Consider the following 21934-nt stretch of genomic DNA (forward strand, 5'->3'; position numbering starts at 1 on the left):
TGAGAAAAATCGCATTGCCCTTAGCAGTATTGCTTTTAGGCGCAGGAAGTGCGTACGCTACAAGCGTTGTGAAAAAAAACAGTTTAGTGGAAAACGGCTATCGTTTTGATCCTCTAGCACCTGTTGAAAAATGTATTATGACAGAAAAATCATGTCAGCCAGACGTTATTACGGAAGTATGTACCTGGTCTGATGGGGTCAACACTCATAATCTATTCCAAAATGCAGGTGGAACCTCTTGCGGGAATCCACTGTATGAAATTCCTAACTAATTAAAAAGGTGAAGGGTGCTACAACGCACCCTTCATTTGTTTATCAATCCATTCAACATCTCTTTTATCTTTTAAAAAATAATCCAGCCACTCCAGCATTCTTACAGATAAATCTTTTTGTTCTGCTCTACCGGAAAGAGAATGTCCTTCATCCTGATAAAACAATGCTATCACAGGCTTGCGGTATTTTCTCAGAGCCACAAATAATGAGCGGGTTTCCTCGCGATCTACATTACTGTCTTTTTCACCTGTCCAAAGTAATATGGGAGCTTTAACCTCTGAAGCAAAATACAACGGATTGTTATCCATATATTTTTGTTTATTTTCTACAAAGCTGCCACCCATACGCATTTGACCATATTCATACCGCCAATAGTCAGGACTTCCAAAATCGTAATTGAAAGAAAACGGAGTATGGATAACGTCAGATACCGATGCTCCCGAAATAAATGTAGCAAAGCGATCTGAGTGCGTTGCGACAAAGTTGGTCTGATATCCTCCGAAAGACTGTCCTGTCAAAGCAATTCGCCTCGCATCTACTTGTTCTATTTTTACCAATTCATCTAATACATTATGGATTGACTCCAGTGCAGACAAACCAGATCCTTTATCTCCGTATGTAATATCCGGAATGAGCACCATATAGCCTGATTCCAATAGCAACCGTACATTAAAGCCTCTTCCGTTTTTAAAGGTCGGAAGCAAAAAGGCTGACATGCCTTTCTGTTGTTTTTCGTAAATATTAAGTACGACAGGATATTTTTTACCCGAATTATAATCATGTGGCAAAAATAAAGTTGCAGTTAAAGTTTCTTGAGTTGCTCCTTTGTAATGCAGCTGAATCTTTCTTATTTTTTCCGCAGTTTTATCATGAACATTGGACGTGAATACGACATGATGTTTCTTTCCTTTTTGTTTAAATACAATGGATGGCGCTTCATTGTAATTTTCTTTAGTCCACACAAAATTTGAATGATTATCTGTAAAGATCAAATTTCGTATTTTATCTGTAGTTTCAGCTATAATTTTTTTTATTGTACGATGATCCCACTCTACGTATGATTTCAGCAAATCACCTTTTGAGAGACGAAATAAATAATTATTTTCAGGTACTGAAATAATTTCTCTAGGCAGCCCTTCCGTTATCTTTTGGTGTTGACTGTTGATAATTTCAACATGGTCACCATCTAAATTCACTTTCCTCACCAGTTTGCCGTTCAAAATATTTTGTTCCCATACCTTATTCCCTTTTACCCAGGTAATCAACTCAGTTCCTTTAAAATAGGGTGAAGCTTCACGATCTGATAATTGCTTTTTAGTTTTAAGGGTAATTGTGTTTAAAAGATTCCATCCATCGTTATCAGCCGTAAGAATCCATTTTCTATCCGGTGAAACATACAGTCTTTCATCAATCACACAAAAAAAACGATGTTCATTTGATCTTGAATTCCATACAAACAAGGAATCTCTTTTGGGCATGAAAAAATCATCTTTCTTATCTACAAATGAATGATCTTTTTTTATCTTCAAAAAATCTCCGGAATTGCCAATCGCTATTTCTGTATGAAAAATCGAATCCATCGGGATTACTTTACCTGTTTTGGGATACCACAAAAATTTTTCTTCAACCTGCATATCTTTAATATGATGAGTGAGATCTTTTTCAACGCCATACCAAAACTCTATCATTTTTTTTCTTTCGGAATCTTTCTGATCAGCTTGATAAATAATGCATCAGGATCTGATGAATAGTCAAGATTTACATAATGATAATTTTTACTCCGCATCAAATCAAGGTTTCGCGGAATCGGCAAACCATCAACATAGTGCTTTAATGTATATTCATGCTTGTCTTTACCAAAGACTGTATATCCTCCTTCCGTAGCAGTGCCTTTCCAAACTTTCAAGACTTCTTCTGAAGTACTTGCAATCAGTTTTTTATTGCTCCCTTCAATCTTCCAAACTTTAATTTCTTGTGCTTTAGAATCGTTTTTCGTCCATAGAATCAATTCATTGTCAACCTTAAGAAATCGTACGACTTGATCAATCGACTGCAGCTGTTTTCCGTTCTTACCATAGATTTCCAGTCTGTTATTCTGATGCTCATCATAATGAATCAAAAATAAAGATTGCGGTTTCATCTGATCAATCGTCTTTATATGATTTTTTGTTTCAATAGTTTGAGTTGCCAAACTAATCAGTTCTAATCGGTCACCACTCAAAAAGGCAAATTTTTCACTGCCCATAAAAAATGAAGTCCTGATTGATTTTCTTTCAAACTTTTGAGTCTTATCATGTACATTTTGTAAAATGTACATCGGCGATTTACTTTCATATTTCATCAACCAGCTTACCCATTCTCCATCTTCTGACATTTTCAGAAAATCCGGGACTTCGGCTTTTTCTGCCAATGCTTCCAATTTTTTCAGGTCATCATGTTGTCCGTTGAATTGTAACGGCAACAACAGAAAAGTAAACACAATGAGGAGCCCTATTTTTCGAATCGTTTTCATCGTCTTATTATTTTCAGGTATGTCTTCCCTATTCTTCCAATTCTTCGAACTTCTGTTCATTATCAATATCCTGTATTTTGTGGATTAAGATTTGGATTGAGAAGCAGTTCTTTCTGCGGAAGCGGCCATTGGGCATGGTAGTTTTTCCAATTAGGTTTTACCGGAATCAACTGGTCAAGCAGTCCCCATCTTTTCAGATCAAAAAAACGGATGCCGTGTTCCACAAAAAATTCCCTGCGCTTTTCCTCTCTCAATTCTGTGGTTGCCGACGAAACGGATAATGAGGTGCTAAGAGCCGGTAATCCTGCCCGTTGGCGGGAACGGTTGATATACAAAACGGCTTCTCCTGCTTTATTTTGCTCGATCAGGCTCTCTGCCATCATGAAATTGACTTCATCCAAACGATAGATTATTGAATATTCATTAGGATTATTGACCGCAAGGTTTTTATATTTTGAAGAGCGGTAATTGATCTGCTGGTTAAAAGGAACTGCCGTTATATAATACTGTCTCCGCAAATCTCCCACAGAAAAGGTATTGATGAGATTCAAATTGAGGACAAACGATAAAGGTGCTCCCGTAAAGTTGTACAGTGATGCCTCTTTCGTAGCATCATTCGTATTTTTGGGCTTCAACTGCCAAATGATATGCGTGCCGCTTTTCTGAAATACTTTGGAAGGATCTGTTTGAAATGTATATTGTGATGATTGCAATATCGTACTGCAAAGCACTTCTGCTTCCGCCCATTTCTTCAACAGAATCTTCATTTTTGCCAATGCCATATATCCCGCAAATTTGTTGGGATAGATTCTTTCTGCATTTCTGTAAGCGGATGGTAAAAGATTGACCGCCTCAGACAAATCGGTTTCCAGTTTTATGAGGAACTGATCTTTATTCATTCTCCCCAAGTGGCTATTTATAAAATAGTTCGTAGTTTCTGTGTAAGCTATTTCTCCAAAAATCTGATAGAGATTAAAGTAAATAATGGATCGAACCAATAATGCTTCACCTTTGATTCGGTCTTTGGATGCCTGACTTAACGATTTTGAATTCGTAACGCCTTCTATGATGCTGTTGGCAGCATAAATCTGCCCGTAAGCATTCGTCCAAGCCGTCGTTACTACGGTATTAGTAGCAACCTGCTGATTGTTAGCAATATCCAAAATACCGTTTGATCCTGATGTGTACACACAGGTCAGGTCGTCTGTATACGTTCCCATCAATGCACCCATTCCATCAATACCTCCCGAAATAAGCGAGTTCGTCCAAAGTCCTGCATACAGTCCTGCCAATGCCGCTTCAGCGGTTTGCTCGTCTTCAAAAACGACTTCTGTCGGAAGCTGGTTATTGGGAAAATCAGTTTCTACGAATTTTTCACAGGAAATAACGGTAGTCAGTACGGCGGATATTATAGCTGCCACAATAGTATGTTCTATTCTTATTTTCATTTTTTCAATTTTTTAAAGATTTAATTTTTATTCAATGCTTAGAATGTGAAAATTTCACATCATCTGATTTTCAATTTTCGCAATGGAAAACATCCATTCATAAAGTCTCAAATTCTTTAAGGATAAGTCTTACATTAGCTAAAGATTTATTCTTAATTCTTATAAAAACTTTTTTTATAATATGGATTCAATTTTGAAATACTAAAAGCTTAACCCTTTTTAAAAAGTCAACTGAAAGCCCATTGAATAGGTCTTCAGTGGCGGTAAATATCCGGTCAGTACAAATTCAGGATCGACACCGAAATATTTTGTAAAGGTCAAGAGGTTTTGTCCCTGCACATAAATCATTGCTTCTCTGATTCCGAATTTCTGAACGGGAATGCTGTAATTAAGCTGTACATTTTTCAGTCTGATGAATGATGCATCACCAATCGCAGCAGTAGAATTCTGGAATAAAACGTGTGAAGCATTCTTTTGAGCATTGGCTCCCGAACTGTACGGCATATACATTCCAGAAGGATTTGAAGGAGACCAAACATCCAAGACTTCCACAGGCTGATTGTTCATTGATCCCGGCACCAGCATCTGACGGTTGTAATTCCAGTTTCTCTGCTTTACAAATTGCCAAAGAAATGATGCCGACCATTGTCCGTAACGGAAATTACTTGACCAGCCTCCGAAAAATCTCACGCCTATTCTTTCAATCACTTTATTGTCATTGGGAGAATTAATCTTTCCGTCTCCGTCAAAGTCGGTAAATTGGTATAAACCGGTGGAAGGATTTACCCCTTCAAACTGATAGACTTTGACGAGTGACATCGGATATCCTAAAACATATTGATTGGCATACGTTGATCCTTCCAGATTCGGAAACTCCAATAATTTACTCTGTGGTACAGAAAGATTGAATGACGTGTCGTATTTAAACTTGCTTTGTCTCAAAACCTGCATTGATGCCTCAAACTCCCAACCTGTATTCTGAACCTTTGCAGGAAGATTGGACTGTATCGTAGCAAATCCTGTCGTAGCAGGCAGTGGAATACCCACCAATTGATTGGATGATGTATTGTTGTAATATGCTGCTGAAAAATTAATTCTGCTTTTCAGAAATGATAATTCCAGTGCTATTTCTTTCTTTAATGTTTTCTCCCAGCTGAAATTGGGATTATAAAGTCTTGAAGGATTCAGAGCTGTGATGTTGTTGTAGATGTTGGATGAGATTGTATAGGTATTGAGATACTGATAATCTCCGATCCTGTCATTTCCGGAAGTTCCGACACTTCCTCTGATTTTCGCAAAGCTCAGCCATCGAACATTTTTCATCCAGCTTTCTTCTGAAATAAGCCATGCTGCACCTACCGCTCCAAAGTTTCCGAAACGATTGTCGGGACCAAAACGGCTTGAACCGTCCCGTCTTCCGGTAAGGTTGACAATGTATCTTTTCATGAATTGATAATTGATTCTTGCAAACGCAGCATTGTAGTAATACTGATTTCTGACCTGGTCGCTGATGACTTTTGTTTTAGCTGCTCCCAAATTCTGAATCAAGGCATTGCTCTCAAAGCCATAGCCCTGTATAGAACCCTGATTGGTTTCAGACTGCTGTAAGGTTGTTCCCAACAACATTTCGAGGCTGTGGTTTCCCCAGCTTTGATTGGCAACCAATTGCGGTTCCAGAATATAAGAGAATGTGGAAGAATTGTTTTTAAAAGATGTGGAATTGGCACTCGTCAATCCTGATGAGGGATTGTACATCGTGTGGGGCTTCAATGAAAACTCTTCAAAATTCTGATACGTTAAACCTCCGTTGAATTTTAGTGTAATGAACGGAAATAAGCGGTACGAAATCTGCGCTCCACTGTTTAAAAAATTGCTAGAATTGAGATATTCGCTTTTGAAAACACCCAGAGGATTCGTAAACGTATTGTTCTCCCAATTCAATGAACCATCCTGATTGTAGAGTGCTGGAGCATTCGGACTAAGAGTTAAACTTCTCTTTGTTAAATCATCATTCAGGACATTGTTACTTTGAAACGAAAAGGTATTGCTGAGATTGACTTCCAGTTTTTTATCAGGTGTTCTGTAACTGAAATTCCCTGTTAGATTATTAGTTTTGTATCTGAAATCTGCAGGAAATACCGTTGTCTGTTCGTTATGTCCGTAGCTGATTAAGTAGGAGGTGTTTTCAGAACCTCCGCTTAAAGAAAGCTGGACTACAGACGCATCTGCCGTATTACCAATGAGTTCTTTTTGCCAGTCGGTGTTTCGGGTCTGATCCCACACACCGTTGAAATCATACGCTGCCGCAGGAATTGTGGAGATGCCGTCATTCTGAAATGCTTCTTTTCTGATCTTAATATACTCATCAGTGTTCAGCAGCTTCAATCGGTTGGCTACCGTACTGAGAGAATAAGAGGTATTAATCTTGAAATCGGTTCTTCCTTTTCTTCCTTTTTTGGTCGTCACAATGATGACTCCGTTGGCACCTCGTGATCCGTAGATTGCCGTGGCATCGGCATCTTTCAATACCTCGAAGCTTTCTATATCATTGGGATTGATGGAATTTAGAGGATTTATGGTAGCGTATGGTAAAATTGCAGCACTGTACAACGAGGGAGTTTCTGAAAGAATTGGAACACCATCAATAATATACAATGGTTCATTTCCTTCTCTTCGGATGCTGTTCTTCCCTCTGATCTGAATATCAAATCCTCCGCCCGGAACTCCTGAATTTTGGGTAATGCTCACGCCCGACATTCTACCCTGTGCAGCGGAAAGCACATTGATAACAGGTTGGTTTTCGATGTCTTTTGAAGAGACTTTGGCAATGCTTCCTGTTCTTTCTTTGTCTTTGACTTTATAATACCCTGCGTTGAGAACGACTTCCTCTATCTCTTTTTCTTTACCTAATGAGATATTGACGTTTATCCTACTGCCTAAAGTGATTTTTCGTTCGGGATAGTCCGGATGGCGGTAAATAATTACGGGGTTCTCTCCCGATACCTGAACACGGTAAACGCCTGCTGCATTGGTCACAGCCACTTCTTCACTACCCTCCTGGAATACGGAAACTCCTTTGACTGGCTGGTTATTTTCCGAGACAGTGCCTGTAATGGTGCGCATCTGCCCTATTGCTACGCCGGAGACGAGCAAGGTGAAGCCAAAAGCCAATTGAAGATGACTTAGGCTGCAAAAGTTTTTTTTCATACTTTTGAATAGGTTTAATTCGTTAGACTTTGCTCTTTCCTACGCTAGCGGTCAACTTTTGTGGAAAGGGCTTTTGTTTTTCTATGGTTACATTCTACTTTCTGTTTCTTGAATATGTTTTCAGCGTATCTACTTGATGATGCTTGGGAGGAAGCTTCAGTAAGGACATATCAAAACCTCCTTCCCAAGCACATCTTGAAATAATATGAATGAAATTGTGTCCCGTGTAAGCTGTAAAGCCGCAATGAGTTTACTCATTGTAAAGTGTCATTTCTAATAAGAAAACATTCTATTGAAATCTAAAAACAGCCGTAACCATCTGCATTATTCAGACCGTTGAATTTTTTTGTCTTCAGTATTAAATTCCCTTCGTTCTGAAAATAATTTGGAATATCAAAAGAAAGCGAGTACTTTTAATGTGCGAGATTAAATTGTAGTCTGGCTTTCCTTTTACTTTTAAAGGAATTTCGGAGTTTGTCGATAATAGCCAGGTAATACCAATCCAGCATTTTGCAAGCAAAACTGGCATAAAGCCGTATTTTTTTTCTGTTATGCTGGCGGACTACTCCGGTGGGCAAATTAGAAGAATGGTTGAAAATGTCGTCCTCATAAATATTATTTTTATATATGGAACGATGCTTTTAGATATGAGAATTATACGCAAAAATAGCATGCGGCGGTCTCACACTCTAGAATCAGGGCGACCAACCCACTTTAAACCGAAGATTAAAGTTTCCACCTAAAGTATACGTGAGAACCGCTCGCATGCCGTATACAAAAGTAAGAAACTTTTAGACATGGAGCGATTTCACGAGGTTCTCGATGGAAAATTGGTCTTTTTGATTCGAGATACATCGTTCATTTTACCTTGTTGAAGGTTAATGATTTATTCGCTAAAGCAAAAATAATAAATATTTATTTAACACCCAACATATTGGGTTATTTTTTTTAAAAATATATGGAACAAATTACTTATTTAGAAACAACACAATTCGATTTGGATTTTATTAATCACGTAAGAAACATTCGCAAAGCAAAAAAACTAAGCAAAGATCAGCTTAGCCTAAAAATGGGTTTGGCCAAAAGTTTTGTTAGTAATGTGGAGTCATTAACACAGCGACATAAATATTCTACTCGTCATATAACATTACTTTGTAAAGCCTTTGATTTTAAAAATATTTCAGATTTAATGAATTTTCCTACTCCTAAGAATGATAAAATTAAAGTTACAATTAGACAGAAGATGAATGATACAAATACAAAAGTGGTTAGTAGTGAGGTAGTAAAAATCGAAGTTATTTAAAGTTAATGAAAAATAATACGGATAACTAATGAACATATATACATACTCTGGAAATATTGAGCATCTAAAAGCTTTTGATAAGGATTATCAATTAAAAAGTATGTATACTCCTCCAATAAATAATCAAAGGCGTCCTCTAAAAAAAATATCAGAAAGAATCTGTCGCTTCTGTGGTAAAAAGTCCGATGCAACAACCTTTAAAAGCAAGCCTCACATTATTTCAAGATTATTTGGAAATAATTCTGGGGTGTCAGATTACGAATGTGATAAGTGTAACAATCATTTCTCAGGTTTCGAAAGTGATATGGCAAATTTTTTAGGTTTGAATAGAAGTGTTAATGCCTTAGGAGCACAAACTCCTCCAACATTTAAATCATACGATGGTAATATTGTAGCTAAAAAAAATAGTTTTAATGGTTTTCATGGCATTGATATAGAATCAAATAAACAAGGGGTAATTAAAAAAAATTAGATGGAGGTATTATAGAATTTAACGTTATACATAATCCTTATATACCGATTAACATTTTTAAATGTTTACTGAAAATTGCCTTGACTGTAATTCCTGATGTTGAAGTAGACAACTATAAATTCTGTTTTGATTTTCTGATGAGAAATAACAATGAGGCTTATTTTGTACAGCATGCCAAACAGATTCATAGGGGGGGCATCTGGTTTTAATGTAAAATTTCCCTATGTATTAATTTTCAAAAAAAGAAATTTAGAAAGTAAATTGCCTTCTCACTGGATTAAACTTTATTACCAAGATTCGTACATTCAGTTTTACATACCTTGCCATAAAGAAGATGAAGTTTTACTTCAGGGTGAAGAATTAATTTATTCACTTTGCCCACCATTAATTTTCGCTGAAACACAGCCACAAGGAATTGCAAAGTATTATGAAAAGTTAGATCTATCTTCAAATGTTATGACTAAGGGAAAGACTTCAAAACTCAATTTAACTTTTGATGAAAATCTTTCAAGGGAAGGGAGTAACAACAATCAGGAAACACACAATTCTGATAATTTTAATTCAGATGAAATTATAAAAGTTTTTCTTACCAAAAATTCAGGTTTATTAGAAGAATAAGACCGGCTCATATTATTACTGTGTGTTACCTTGCATATTAGTAAAACACAATTCTTTTATTTTGCCAAATTTAAATATTCTGGTTGCGTTATTGTCGCGACAAACTTTTTTTCATATTGAGAGGAAACCGTAATTTTCTAACAATATCTTTTGTATATTGAGGTCTAAAGTGATGGAGAATATCAATATCGAAAAACACAAGTTGATTGTTTAAAGGTTATCCTTTTAGGTAATCAGAATAGCTTGCAAAATTCTAATTTTCTACATTTTATCAACGAATATTTTAAAAACATCCAAAATCGACTTAGATATATGAAAACATTAGCAATTATAATTGGCAATAACAACTACTTTAAAGGAAATGAATTAACTAACGGAGAAAATGATGCAAATCAAATTGCTGGAATCTTTAAAGATTACAATTATGAGGTAAAATTATATCTAAATATCGATCAAAAAAACATAGTTGAAATTTTACAAGAATATAGCGACTTACTAAAAGATTTTGATGCATCTATTTTTTATTTTGCAGGTCACGGATTCGAAGTAGATGGAGAGAATTTTTTGGCGAGTATCGATTCGCAAATTCCTCCTGAAAATAAATATGTGGCAAAACAAAATTGTATTACTTTAAATGATTTATTTGACATATACAGGCAAAATCCTACTAAATTAAACATAGTGATATTAGATGCTTGCAGAAGATCATTTGGTCGCGGGACTGCACTTGGATTTAGTCCAATTATAGCTCCTAAAGGATCACTAATAGCATTTTCAACATCTCCAAATGAAGGTGCTTTAGATGTCGGATATGAGAATAATAGTATTTATACGGGCTCACTAATAAAGCACCTCTCGTCCGAAAGGATAGCTGTCGAAGATCTATTTAAATCTGTAAGAAAGACAGTTTTTGCATTGTCAGGAGGAAGACAAACAACTTGGGAACACACCTCATTAATTGGTGATTTTTACTTTTACAAACATCAAAAGCTAAATATTTTAAGCCTACCTTATAATCCGAATGTTTTGAAAGATGAAAATTATTATGAAGATTCAGAATTTTACAAAAAAATTAAAGAACTAAAGACCTACAATTGGTACAAACAAAATCCTGCAATTGATTATTTAATAACAATACCAGTAAGTCAATTAGATAAGGACCAAATGTTCATTTTAGGAAGAAATTTATTACAATGCGCTATTGGTGGGGCAAATTCCGCTATGACATTTTTTGAAAATCTTAATAGGTCACTACTAGATTTTCAAATAAACTCCGAGAATCATATTCTAAATGGAATTCTATTTGAAATGTATTACGACAGCAAAGGTGAATTCAGATTTAATAATTTTAAAGGAAATTATAGAGAAGAAATTTTTAAATTAAGAGATAATCCAGCATTCAATCAATCATTCGATTTCATAAATGGTATTTTAATTCAACAGGATTACTCTGTATTATTTTTACCAAATTCGCAGACAATAAATATTGAAATTAAATGCAGCCAAAAAACAACAAACGATGGTTTTGGAGATAGAATAGTCCAGGTGATCGAATCAATAATCTTTAACGGAAATGATATTAAAAAAGAAATATCGAAGTATTATATTGATGGGTATAATGAAAATGGATTAAAGACAGTCCTAGCCAAATATCTTAATGCGCCAGTTGAATCGATAAGAATTAATTCGAATTTTGAACTTAGATACATTAGATTTATTATATAAAAAACACATTAAAATAGTTTAAAATTATTTTATCTAAATCATTGAAGATGCTTAAAGCCGGAAAATGAAAACCCAACTACCTGCATAAAAATAGAATATGAATATTGAAAAATACAAAGAAAATGCCCTGAAAATATTATTTCCAATAAAGCAAGTCGATGATAATACAAAAGCAAACGAAAAACTATTATTTTTTGCTGAAAGAAGTGATGCAGGAAGGGAGATACAGGATTACTACTTAGTTTATTTTCTATTTGTAAATTTATTAGGTTTCAAAGACACAGGAAGATCTGAAAAGCTGGCTTGGTCTATTCCAATTGATTTTAATGGTAAAGCATTTCTGATTGAACACAGGAAAATGGGAGTTGGGGTTTTTATTCAAAATAAGGAAGATGAAGAAGATGCGAAAATAATTACTAAGAAAATTAACGGTGCGATAAAATCTTCAAGACCATATTTTAACCACTTGGCAGCAGAGGCTATCAAGAGTTCCGAAATAAATATTGTAAATAATAATGGATATTTATTTGAACGATTTAACTATTTTCTAAATCTATATAAATCAGAAAATAAGAAACTAGAAAAATTATCTAAAGAAAGGATTTCTATTGATGGCACTTTTGTTCTAGGTTCCAAAAATTACTACAAGATACGGCAAAGCACAAAATGGTTAGCAATTTCAACTATTGAATCATTTTTTAGCTGGACAGAACATCTATTTATTCATCTTGCTATCCTTACACAAAAAATAAAAACAGGGGAAGAAGTCACAAAATTAATCGATGCCGAATGGAAAACTAAATTCAATACTGTCATATCTGACGATATGTTAAAGGAATATTATATTGAATTACTGATGATAAGGAATCAGGTAAGGAACTTTGTTGCTCACGGTGCATTTGGAAAAGACGGCAATGCATTCCACTTTCATTCCGGAGCCGGTGCTGTACCAGTAATGATGAACTTTAATAAGACTAAAAATAGGTTTTCTTTTCAAGGCACACTGGAATTTAAAGATAATGAAGTTATATGTTTGATAGAATCTTTTATCTCTGATATGAATAGCAGCAATTTAAAACCTGCACTCACATATACCCAAGGGCAAGGTTTGATCACAATATTACCTTATGCAAGCAATGGGATGTATGAATCTGCAATGCACGATAATGATATTATGGAAAAATTTTGTGATCATTTGCAGGGAATATTTGATAACTCAGCAAATATGGATTGGTAATCTAAATCTATAAATAAACTTACAAGCCAATGACAAAAATTGAAAGGGTAGAGCAATACTTACACGAATTTTTTACATATAATATTTTTGAGTTCAATGATTTTTATAGGAAGTTTATTACTAGAGACTCGTTGTAGTTTATCTCTTAAAAAAATATTGTGGAAAATTTCAATTTGAACGATTAATATCTCACAGATTTCCTACGATATAAAACCTACTTTATTTTTACAAATATTTTTAGATTATATTAATAATAAAACAGACTGAACTTGAATGATGCCGCAGACGGATCAGTCATCACTCTAACAGGATTTACTAATCTGGAAAACTTTATCAACAGCCTGATCTTATAGCAACATTCAATCATCGTAATTGCCCAGCACATAAAATAAAAGGCAGAGGATCTTCGGATCTTCTGCCTTTATTTCAGACCAAAAGAAAAGAATCTTCAGATCTTTCAATGTGAAAATTATTCTCAAGATAATATGTCATTGCTGTTATGGCATTAGATCCTGTCTCTGTGCGGTTTTTCCCATATTTCTTTGGAACATCCTGCTCGGTGAGGAAAGCAACTTTGTAAACCTTGTCTTTTTGTAAATGTCTTCCCTGAAAATAGATTTCCTGAATTCTGTAACCCGGCGGATTTTCAATGCGCATCAAAATTCTCAATCCGTTGCAACGCTTAACATAACCTCCCATTTGTTTCATCGGCTCTGCGGAAAAGGTCCGCTCCAGATTTTCTTCTAACATTTCAAAGATCTCTTTTCCAGTAAGCTCTGTGGTGGAAATAGGCGGATTCATCGGCACGATTTTGTATAAGTCCCAGAGGGTAATATTTCCGACATTTATAGGTGCACCATAGCGCCATCCGTTGGAAAAGGAGATCTCAACGTCCGTCGCAAAATTGACGGCAGACAGAAGAAAGTCATCCATAGTAGAAGACAGCGTGGAATAGCGGTGCAAAATATGTTCTGTCGTCCCCAATACTGTACTTTTCATTTCAGCAAAAGACTGTAGACTTTTTTCCACCAGATCTTTAACTTCTACATCTTCATCAATACTGTCGTCAGTTTCAATGATCTTGTAATCAAAATGTGTAATCATTCCATTTTCGACATCAAGCTTTAGATTTCCTACAAATGATCCGTGGCAGCCACATTGGATGATAATGCAGTTTCCTGCTTTTTCTGCTTCGTACATCCTGTTATGGGTGTGTGCACTGAGACAAATATCGATTCCTTCCACTTTTTTTGAGCAGTTCGATATCTTGCGGATAACCATTGTGCGACAAAAGAATAATAATGTCCACAGCATCCTCTCTTAATTCTCTGACGCATTGATTCGTCTCTTCAATTCCATCGGTCACCGTTATGCCTTCACTGAACTTCTCCGGCATTGTCTTATCGATAATATTGGAACAGATCCCGATTATACCAATTTTGAGTCCTCCAATTTCAGATATTTTGTAAGGTAGTAGAAATCGTTTTCCCTGCTCATCAAAAACATTGCAGCCCAAGACGGGATAATTGAGCTGGCTTTCCAGTTTTAACAGATGTCTTGGTGTATAGGCAAAGTCCCAGTGTCCTACCATTGCATCAAATCCAAGTTGGTTAAGTATGGGAATCAAGACCTCTCCTTTCGACTGTACCACCGGAACTGTTCCGTGAAACGTATCCCCTCCGTCAAAGAGCAATGCGTTCGGATTTTCTGCCCTGATCTTTTTGAAGATGGTCTGAATTCTGGCATAACCTCCTGCACTTTTAACATATTCTTTCTGATAGTCATAAAACAGCTCTGGATGGGGTTCCATATAGCCGTGCACATCGTTGATGAATCCTATTGATAATTTCATAATTTCCAATTTTAGGGTTTAACTATTGCCCATCCTTCATCCTGTCTCAAAATCATTTCCCCGTTTCCGCTGGGGGTGTAATTTACAAACTCAAATAATTCGGACTTTTCGATCTTTTTTTCACGAAGGGTATTTTCGCACTGTACCATCACTACCCCCTTATCTTGCAGACCTGTAAGAAGTTCCCCGTAGGGGTTTTTCTTTCTGAACATTTCCACTCCGCCCCCAAAGGCCAGCAGTTCGACCTTCAGTTTGCCTTTCAGCCTGGGATCTTCCATCGCGTTATTGATATTTCTGATAATGACTCTGATTTTCTGGTCATCACCTTCATTGATCACATACAAAGCCTTGTACTCCTTATTAATAGATTTTGCAGGTTCGTAAACTGTTGCCTTTTGCGCAAAACCCATAAACCCTGTCAGGAAAACTGAGAAGGTCAATATCTTAATTAAGTTTTTCATTATTTTTCATTTAAAAGTTGATTGATTTCTTGATAGAATGATTCTTTGCTGTAGTCTGCCATTCCCGCATGATGCATCCTAATTTTTCCTGATCTGTCCAAAACGACGGTCGTAGGAAGTGAACCATTAAAAAAAGCAGTTGGAATCGAACCTTCTGCAACTAAAAACGGAACAGTGAATTGTTCTTTTTCAAGATACATCTTACCCAAGGCGGTCTGCTCATCCAGATTGACTGTAAGAAAAACAAGATCTTTATTGGATTTAAATCGGTCGTAGAATGTCTGAATCGAAGGGAATTCCGCACGGCAAGGCGGGCACCAGGACGCCCAGAAGTTAATAAATACCACTTTTCCCTTGAGGTCAGAAGTATTGATGATCTCACCTTTATCATTTCTGACACTGAAGTTTTCAGTACTGGACAAAGGAGTCGACTCAACGGCCGGCTCTGTTTCCTTTTCTTCAATCTTTGAGTTCATAAGACCGGTAGAGATGATCTGGCGCATCAGCCAGGCTTTTGCATCGGGACTCACAAGCAACACGATGAATATTGACACCAAAAGTGCCGTACTCCAGTTCTTCCGAAGCCATATTTTAAATTTTTCCATTGTTCTTATTTTAATAAATTATTGTCCGGTTAACTTTTTCAGCGCTTCATAAATCTCAGGTCGGTCAAAATCTTGCCCTCCCTGCATCTGTGCTTCGAGTTCTCCTTTTTTATTAAAGATCAAAGTCGTCGGAATTGCTCCCTGAAAGTACTGCGAAGGAATAGTGTCTGCTGCTACATACACCGGAAGATCGTAGTTTTTATCCTTCATAAATTTCTTAGACTTTGTCAGGTTGGCTTCCACATTGAGAAGGACAAAAACGATATTGTCATTTCCCTTGAATTTGTCTTTCAGGTCTCTGATGCTCGGCATTTCTTCGACACAAGGCCTGCACCATGTGGCCCAGAAATTTACAAAGACCACCTTCCCTTTCAGTTCACTCAAAGCAATTTTCTTTCCGTTCTCATCGATTAAGATGATATCCTCATTATCATTTACATTATTTTGTGGGATGGGCCCATCCTGATTCTCAACTCTTGATTGCATCGCACTCAAAGAAAAAGAAAACAGGGTCATCATAAGAATGAAAATAGGTGTTTTAAATTTTAAGGTCGTTATCATTATTTATTTTTTTTTGGGGTTGATATCTTTCCTTCCTCAATTTCTTCGGAAGGTTTTACTAGAACTTTGTCATGGCCGAATAGTGCACCAAAGACCTCGGTCATTTTTTCGTAGGTGATTCCTTCTTTCACAGCAACTCTGCTTACCGTATTATCATTGAAGGTCATCACAAAGGTTCCGGATTGAGTCTGCAGAATACTTTTCGTGGGTACAAAAAATGTAGGTGCACTTCTTTTCAGATTGAGCTGGACCTGTGCATATTCCCCCCCTTTTAAGACAGTGCCCGGATTTGGAACGTCAAACTCAAGGGTCATCGAACGGTTTTCCTGACTGATAACACCGGAATTCCTTGAAAGATGCGCTTCAAAATTTTTTCCCGGGATAGAGTTGACCGTAAATTGCGCCACTATCCCCTCATTGACACTTGATGCATGTTTTTCAGGAAGAGATACCGTCAGTCTCAGCTTATTTTTCTGAGCAATACTGAAAAGAGCCATTCCTGAATTGGGACCAACCAAGGCTCCTACCGACAGATTCCTATCCATTATCACACCACTGAAAGGTGCCGTGATCCTAAGGTACTGATTCATCTGTGAAGACCTACCGGTGCCCGCTTTTGATGCCTCGTATGTTGCTTTGGAACTCTGCATAATGCTTTTAGCCCTATCCAGTTCTATGTCGGCAACAGCTCCTTTTGTACTGGCCGCGTCCTGCAATCGCTCAAAAGCCTGTTTAGCATAAAGATAGTCGGTGTATGTTTTCTGCTGTGAAGATTTATCGGATAGGTAATCCTGATTCATTTCTGGTGCTTCCAGAACTGCAAGAAGCTGACCTTTGGTCACAACTGAACCTCTGTCAACATAAATTTTCTTGATAAATCCGGCAACCTTCGCAAAGATCTGCACCGATTCATAAGGTTTCAGTTCGCCTGGAACGGAAATCTGATAAGTGGGATTTATCAGCTTGATTTCTGTGGTCACGAAAGACCGAGCAGGCTGAACTGTTTTTTTTGTTTCATTTTTACTTTCCTTTTCGCCCGAGCAGGAAGCCATTCCCAAAAGAACGACCGGAATGAAGATGTATTTTATTTTATTGATGATTTTCATTATTTTTTAATTATTTAAGATTGTACGAAAAATTTACTTTCCTCATCTTCCGGATCCAAGGAAGGATTTGAATGTCCTGCATTGGACATTACTGCTGCAAAAAAATGCGGAACCAAAAGCAGAATGGTAAGAGTGGATGCGATGATACCACCGATAACAGCTCTACCAAGTGGAGCAACCTGCTCAGAACCTTCCCCGATACCGATTGCCATAGGAATCATCCCGGCAAGCATCGCCAAAGCGGTCATCAGTACAGGGCGGAGTCTGGACGCCGCTGCCATTCTCGCAGAATGAAGCGCACTGATATGGTAATGTTTACGGTAGTACTCTGCCTGATTGATAAGTAATACGGCATTTGAAACCGAAACACCGATGGACATAATCATCCCCATATATGACTGGAGGTTGAGCGTACTGCCGGTAATGAAAATCAAAACAAGACTTCCCACGATCACGGAAGGAATCACGGAAAGAACAACAAAAGGTACTTTAAATGACTGATAATAAGCAGAAAGCATTAGGAATATCGCTAGTACTGCCGCCAAAAGTCCCATTGCAAGACTGTCGAGTGTATCATCCAGTAGCTGCAGTGTGCCTTCTGTCCAGACAGAAACACTTTTTGGAGGTTTTCCGGTCTCACTGATGGCATTTTTTACCGCTTTGGAAGCAGAGCCCAGGTCTTTTCCGTACACATTTCCGATAATTGTTACATATCTCATAGGTCCCTTTCGGTTGACCTGTGCAGGTGCGATCGTTTTTTTAACTGTAGCGATATCTTCAAGAACGGGTCTCGGGCTGTCTTTTTTCAGTGGAAGTGATTTCAGGATCTCTTCAGAGTTCATTATACTTTCTGGAATCTGGACCTGTGTCTGAAAGACAAGTCCTGATTTTGGGTCGACCCAGAGGTTCTTGTCGGTGTAGCGGGTTGAAGAGGTAGCGGTCACAAGACTGCGTGTCACATCCTGCATCGTCAGTCCGAACTGCGCAGCGAGATTTCGGTCTACGTTGATCTGTAACGTCGGATATTGAAGTGGCTCTGCAATGCGGACGTCTCGCAGGAAATCGTTGCTTTTCAGCTTTTCCTCTATTTTTTTTGCGTGAGATGCCGCCAGTTTCAGATTCGGAGATCCTACCTTGATTTCTATCGGGGTCATCGATCCCTGTCCAATAATTTTTTCGGTAAGTTCCATCGGTTCAAAATTGATTTGTGCTTCAGGATGCTTTTCAGCAATCTTCTTGCGGATCTTTTCTTTCAGATCTTCCATAGACCCTGAAAAGATCTCCTTATTTACAGAAACCTGCAAAACAGACTGGTGTGTTCCGTTGGTGAAAAGAAATATGGGATTGATCGGCGTTGCTGCCGGATGTAAACCGACATAGGCCGAACTGATGCTGACCGCATTTTCCGGCAAAATACCTTCAATATCTTTGAGAATATCCTTCACCAGCTTTTCAGTTTTCTCCAGACGGCTTCCCTGTGGCGCATCAATTCTCATCTGAAAATCACCGCTGTTGGAAAGAGGCATAATATCGGTTCCCAATGAGCGCATCATTAAAAATATTAAAAGGCCCGAGAAAATGATATAGGCCGAAAACAATACCAAAGTCCTTCCCGACCATTTTCTCATTTTGTGACTGTAGCCCGTTCTGAATCGATAGAAAAAACTCCTGTTTTTAACATAATGCTTCTCAATATGCTTATTCTTCATCATCCAGTTAGCCAGGATCGGAACGAAGGTCTGGGATGCCAGAAAGGAAGCTATCATTGCGAATGCAACTGCAAAAGAAAGCGGAAGAAACATATCTTTTGGAATGCCCGTCATAATGAAGGCAGGCGTAAGAACGGCCAGAATACATAATAATATCAGCACCTTCGGAATGGAAATTTCAAGTACTGCATCAAGAATGGCTTTGGGTTTGGTTTTCCTCATTTCCATATGCTGGTGGATATTCTCGATCGTGACCGTAGCTTCATCTACCAAAATTCCGATGGATAGGGCTAACCCACTCAAGGTCATTATATTAATAGTATATCCTGCAAAATAGAGCACACAGACGGCTGTTAATATTGCTATGGGAATTGTAAAGACCACGATCAGTGCACCTCGAAGGTCACCAAGGAAAAGAATAATGACCAGTCCTGTAAAAAGTGCACCCAAAAGTCCTTCATGAATTAGATTTGAAAGGGAACGTTCAATATATTTTGACTGGTCAAATTCATAACTCACCTTCACATCATCCGGAAGCTGATCTCTCAGTTTTGGCATTGCTTTTTTTAGATTTTCAACTGCTGTCAGTGTTGAAGCATCTGATTTTTTGATCACCGGGAGATACACAGAGCGTTTCCCATTGACCAATGCATATCCAGATGTCTGGTCAGCTCCATCCTGAACATTGGCTACATCACCCACGTAAAGAGTTCTACCGTCTTGGGTCTTTATCGGGATTTTAAGAAACTCCGCAGGATCTTTGGCTATGGAATTGATCGGTGCCATATAATTCGTTTCGCCCATTCTGATATTTCCTGCTGGCGAAGGATGGCTGCTTTTTGTGATCGCCAAAGTAATTTCTTCCGGACTTAGTCCGTTACTCTGCATTGCAGCCGGGTCAATATTTACAACGATCGAACGGATGTTACCCCCAAAAGGTGCCGGAGCCGTAATACCGGGAATCTCAACAAACATCGGCCGGATTTTGGTTAGGACCATTGTCTGAAGCTCTGTTACAGAGTGATTGTCACTTTCAAAGACAAGTTGACCGACCGGGAGTGAATTACCGTCAAACCGCACAACCATAGGCGGTACTGCACCGGGTGGTAAAAATCCCATTGCCCGTGAAACCTGCGTGGAAACCTCACCTGCAGCCTGCGCCATATCGGTGCCTGGATAAAAGGTCAGTTTCATTAAGGTCAGTCCCTGAACACTTTTGAAATCAATATTCTTGACACCATTCACAAAGAGTAAAACTTTTTGAAATTCATTGGACATAAAACCATCCATATATTGAGGTGAAAGCCCTCCGTAAGGCATCGCAATATACATTGACGGCAACTCTACCTCCGGGAAAATATCTACTTTTATTTTTTTTATAGCTGTAAGCGAAAGCACAATGACCGACAGGAAAACGACCATGACGGCAATGGGCTTTCTGAGCGCAAAACGTATTAAATTCATTCTAAAATTTTAAAGTTGGGTAAATAAATAATCAAAATCGCCGGTGAGTTCAGCCTTTGCTATGACCTGCTCCCAGAATTCTTTTGCGGCATCGATCTGACTTTTTTTCTGCATTTTCAAGAATCTGACGGATCTGTAACAGTTCAGTGAGGGTAATAAGACCACTCTTGTATCTTGCTACATACATTTCGTAGGCATCTGATGCGCCTTTCACAGAAGCACTTTCTTTCTTAAGTTGTTTTTGCTGTTCTACAATCCTGCTTTCAAGGGCTTTAATCTCAGTCTGCATTGATAGCTGATACTGGTTTTCGAGATAACCCAGACGTTCCGCTTCTTTTGACAGCATATTGGCTTTTTGCCTGTTCGTATGAAGACTGCTGATATTCCACGTCAATCCAAGTCCAACAAGAGCATTGTTGGCAGAATTGGAGAAACCATCGGTAAATTTCCCTGAGACATTGCCATATGGATCGGATCCTGAACCTCTGTAAGCATAACCTCCCAAGATCTTAAGCGACGGAAGTGATGATCTTCTCTCTGTTTCCGCTTTGGTCTGATAGTATTCGGACTCCTGATGGATGGACTTTAAAAAAGGATGTGATGGATTAACCTTCTCACTGTTAAAAGAATTTATTTCAGGGTCAAGAAAATGACTGACCTGGTAATCCTCTACTTTAAAATTATCAATGTAAAATTCCTTAAGTTTTTCTGTGGCTGCCTGCTGCTTTCCAAACCAATTATCTTGCATTGCCAATGCCTGAACGTACGATGAATAGGTAAGTACAGAATCTGCTTCCGGTTTGAGACCGGCACGCGAAAGGGCTTTGCTTGAACTGTGGATTTCTTCGAGCCTCGTCGAGTTTCTCTCTGCCCATCTGAGCTTGGCGCCATTAAAGACATAGTCAAGATAACGTTGTGATAGCAATTTTTTGAGCCTCAGCAAATAGGATTCTTTATCTGTCCTGAGCTTTTGTGTGAACTCATTTGCTGATCTTTCCTCGGATCTCTGACGCCCGAAGTTGTAGATCTCGTACTCCGCAATGGCTGAGCCGAAATTGTTTGAGGATAAAGAGGAGCCCGAATTCCTGTTTCCGGAAACATTAAAAAAAACCGGACTGTGGGAAAAAACCACCACTGCTTCCCTCTAATGTTCCGTAGGTATTTTGATATTGAAGCTTTACCTGTGGTAATGCCTTGGATTTTACTGTCTCTTCGTTATATTCTGAAGATTCTATTGCAGACTCGGCTGCACGGATCCCTGAATAGTTTTTTTGTGTTTCTGTCCATATTTTACCCAAAAGTGATTCTTGCTGGGCATAAAGGACAGACTGCTGAGTAATCAGCCCAAAAATAAGGACTGAAAGACTTTTTCTTATCATTG

At 37.9% G+C, this 21934-nt stretch carries 19 protein-coding genes; 6 read left to right on the forward strand and 13 right to left on the reverse strand.

Annotated elements, in window-relative coordinates:
• Positions 1-14 precede the first annotated feature (14 nt).
• Entirely contained in the window at positions 15-272 is a 258-nt protein-coding gene (locus tag AAHI02_RS07665; protein WP_123855292.1) for a hypothetical protein, read from the forward strand.
• Between the two features lie 18 nt (positions 273-290).
• Here the strand turns inward: AAHI02_RS07665 and AAHI02_RS07670 are convergent, their stop codons facing one another.
• From AAHI02_RS07670 to AAHI02_RS07685, 4 genes are all read right to left on the reverse strand, one after another.
• Positions 291-1961 (reverse strand): prolyl oligopeptidase family serine peptidase, encoded by a 1671-nt coding sequence (locus tag AAHI02_RS07670; RefSeq protein ID WP_346986151.1) that lies wholly within the window; start codon positions 1959-1961, stop codon positions 291-293.
• A complete protein-coding gene (locus AAHI02_RS07675; protein WP_346986152.1) occupies positions 1958-2785 on the reverse strand; it encodes a hypothetical protein in 828 nt (275 codons plus the stop codon). The genes AAHI02_RS07670 and AAHI02_RS07675 overlap by 4 nt, the downstream gene beginning before the upstream one ends.
• Positions 2786-2847: 62 nt before the next feature.
• Positions 2848-4233, reverse strand: a complete 1386-nt coding sequence (locus tag AAHI02_RS07680) for a RagB/SusD family nutrient uptake outer membrane protein (RefSeq protein WP_034741412.1) — start codon at positions 4231-4233, stop codon at positions 2848-2850.
• Between the two features lie 219 nt (positions 4234-4452).
• Positions 4453-7440, reverse strand: a complete 2988-nt coding sequence (locus AAHI02_RS07685) for a SusC/RagA family TonB-linked outer membrane protein (RefSeq protein ID WP_034741415.1) — start codon at positions 7438-7440, stop codon at positions 4453-4455.
• A gap of 958 nt (positions 7441-8398) precedes the next feature.
• Here AAHI02_RS07685 and AAHI02_RS07690 point away from each other — a divergent pair.
• From AAHI02_RS07690 to AAHI02_RS07710, 5 genes are all read left to right on the forward strand, one after another.
• Positions 8399-8743: a helix-turn-helix transcriptional regulator gene (locus tag AAHI02_RS07690; RefSeq protein WP_034741419.1), complete on the forward strand. Its 345-nt coding sequence runs from the start codon at positions 8399-8401 to the stop codon at positions 8741-8743.
• Between the two features lie 28 nt (positions 8744-8771).
• Positions 8772-9215: an HNH endonuclease gene (locus AAHI02_RS07695; RefSeq protein ID WP_034741422.1), complete on the forward strand. Its 444-nt coding sequence runs from the start codon at positions 8772-8774 to the stop codon at positions 9213-9215.
• 171 nt (positions 9216-9386) lie between these two features.
• Positions 9387-9833: a hypothetical protein gene (locus AAHI02_RS07700; RefSeq protein WP_065720276.1), complete on the forward strand. Its 447-nt coding sequence runs from the start codon at positions 9387-9389 to the stop codon at positions 9831-9833.
• 312 nt (positions 9834-10145) lie between these two features.
• Entirely contained in the window at positions 10146-11558 is a 1413-nt protein-coding gene (locus AAHI02_RS07705; protein ID WP_034741428.1) for a caspase family protein, read from the forward strand.
• Positions 11559-11655: 97 nt separating this feature from the next.
• Positions 11656-12795, forward strand: coding sequence for a hypothetical protein (locus AAHI02_RS07710; protein WP_034976031.1), 1140 nt, complete (start codon positions 11656-11658; stop codon positions 12793-12795).
• A 426-nt stretch (positions 12796-13221) separates the two neighbouring features.
• Here AAHI02_RS07710 and AAHI02_RS07715 read toward each other — a convergent pair whose 3' ends face one another.
• Genes AAHI02_RS07715 through AAHI02_RS07755 form a run of 9 tightly spaced genes read right to left on the reverse strand, consistent with a single transcriptional unit; the run spans position 13222 to position 21932 of the window.
• Positions 13222-14040 (reverse strand): 5'-nucleotidase C-terminal domain-containing protein, encoded by an 819-nt coding sequence (locus AAHI02_RS07715; protein ID WP_346986153.1) that lies wholly within the window; start codon positions 14038-14040, stop codon positions 13222-13224.
• Entirely contained in the window at positions 14000-14647 is a 648-nt protein-coding gene (locus tag AAHI02_RS07720) for a metallophosphoesterase (RefSeq protein ID WP_346986154.1), read from the reverse strand. The genes AAHI02_RS07715 and AAHI02_RS07720 overlap by 41 nt, the downstream gene beginning before the upstream one ends.
• An 11-nt stretch (positions 14648-14658) precedes the next feature.
• Positions 14659-15108, reverse strand: a complete 450-nt coding sequence (locus AAHI02_RS07725; protein WP_034741435.1) for a DsrE family protein — start codon at positions 15106-15108, stop codon at positions 14659-14661.
• Positions 15108-15713 carry a TlpA disulfide reductase family protein gene (locus AAHI02_RS07730; RefSeq protein WP_034741437.1) on the reverse strand — a complete coding sequence of 202 codons (606 nt, stop codon included), beginning with the start codon at positions 15711-15713 and terminating at the stop codon, positions 15108-15110. The genes AAHI02_RS07725 and AAHI02_RS07730 overlap by 1 nt, the downstream gene beginning before the upstream one ends.
• An 18-nt stretch (positions 15714-15731) precedes the next feature.
• On the reverse strand, positions 15732-16274 hold the full coding sequence (locus AAHI02_RS07735) for a TlpA disulfide reductase family protein (protein ID WP_034741440.1): 543 nt from the start codon (positions 16272-16274) through the stop codon (positions 15732-15734).
• Positions 16274-17380: an efflux RND transporter periplasmic adaptor subunit gene (locus tag AAHI02_RS07740; protein WP_042279168.1), complete on the reverse strand. Its 1107-nt coding sequence runs from the start codon at positions 17378-17380 to the stop codon at positions 16274-16276. The genes AAHI02_RS07735 and AAHI02_RS07740 overlap by 1 nt, the downstream gene beginning before the upstream one ends.
• A 14-nt stretch (positions 17381-17394) precedes the next feature.
• Complete coding sequence (locus tag AAHI02_RS07745; protein ID WP_346986155.1) at positions 17395-20553, reverse strand: efflux RND transporter permease subunit; 3159 nt, start codon at positions 20551-20553, stop codon at positions 17395-17397.
• A gap of 49 nt (positions 20554-20602) precedes the next feature.
• The gene (locus AAHI02_RS07750) at positions 20603-21688 is read right to left on the reverse strand and encodes a TolC family protein (protein ID WP_346986156.1); all 1086 of its coding nucleotides are present in this window, start codon (positions 21686-21688) and stop codon (positions 20603-20605) included.
• Complete coding sequence (locus tag AAHI02_RS07755) at positions 21654-21932, reverse strand: TolC family protein (protein ID WP_346986157.1); 279 nt, start codon at positions 21930-21932, stop codon at positions 21654-21656. The genes AAHI02_RS07750 and AAHI02_RS07755 overlap by 35 nt, the downstream gene beginning before the upstream one ends.
• Positions 21933-21934: the final 2 nt, after the last annotated feature.

Source organism: Chryseobacterium sp. POE27 (assembly GCF_039727685.1).
GTDB lineage: Bacteria > Bacteroidota > Bacteroidia > Flavobacteriales > Weeksellaceae > Chryseobacterium.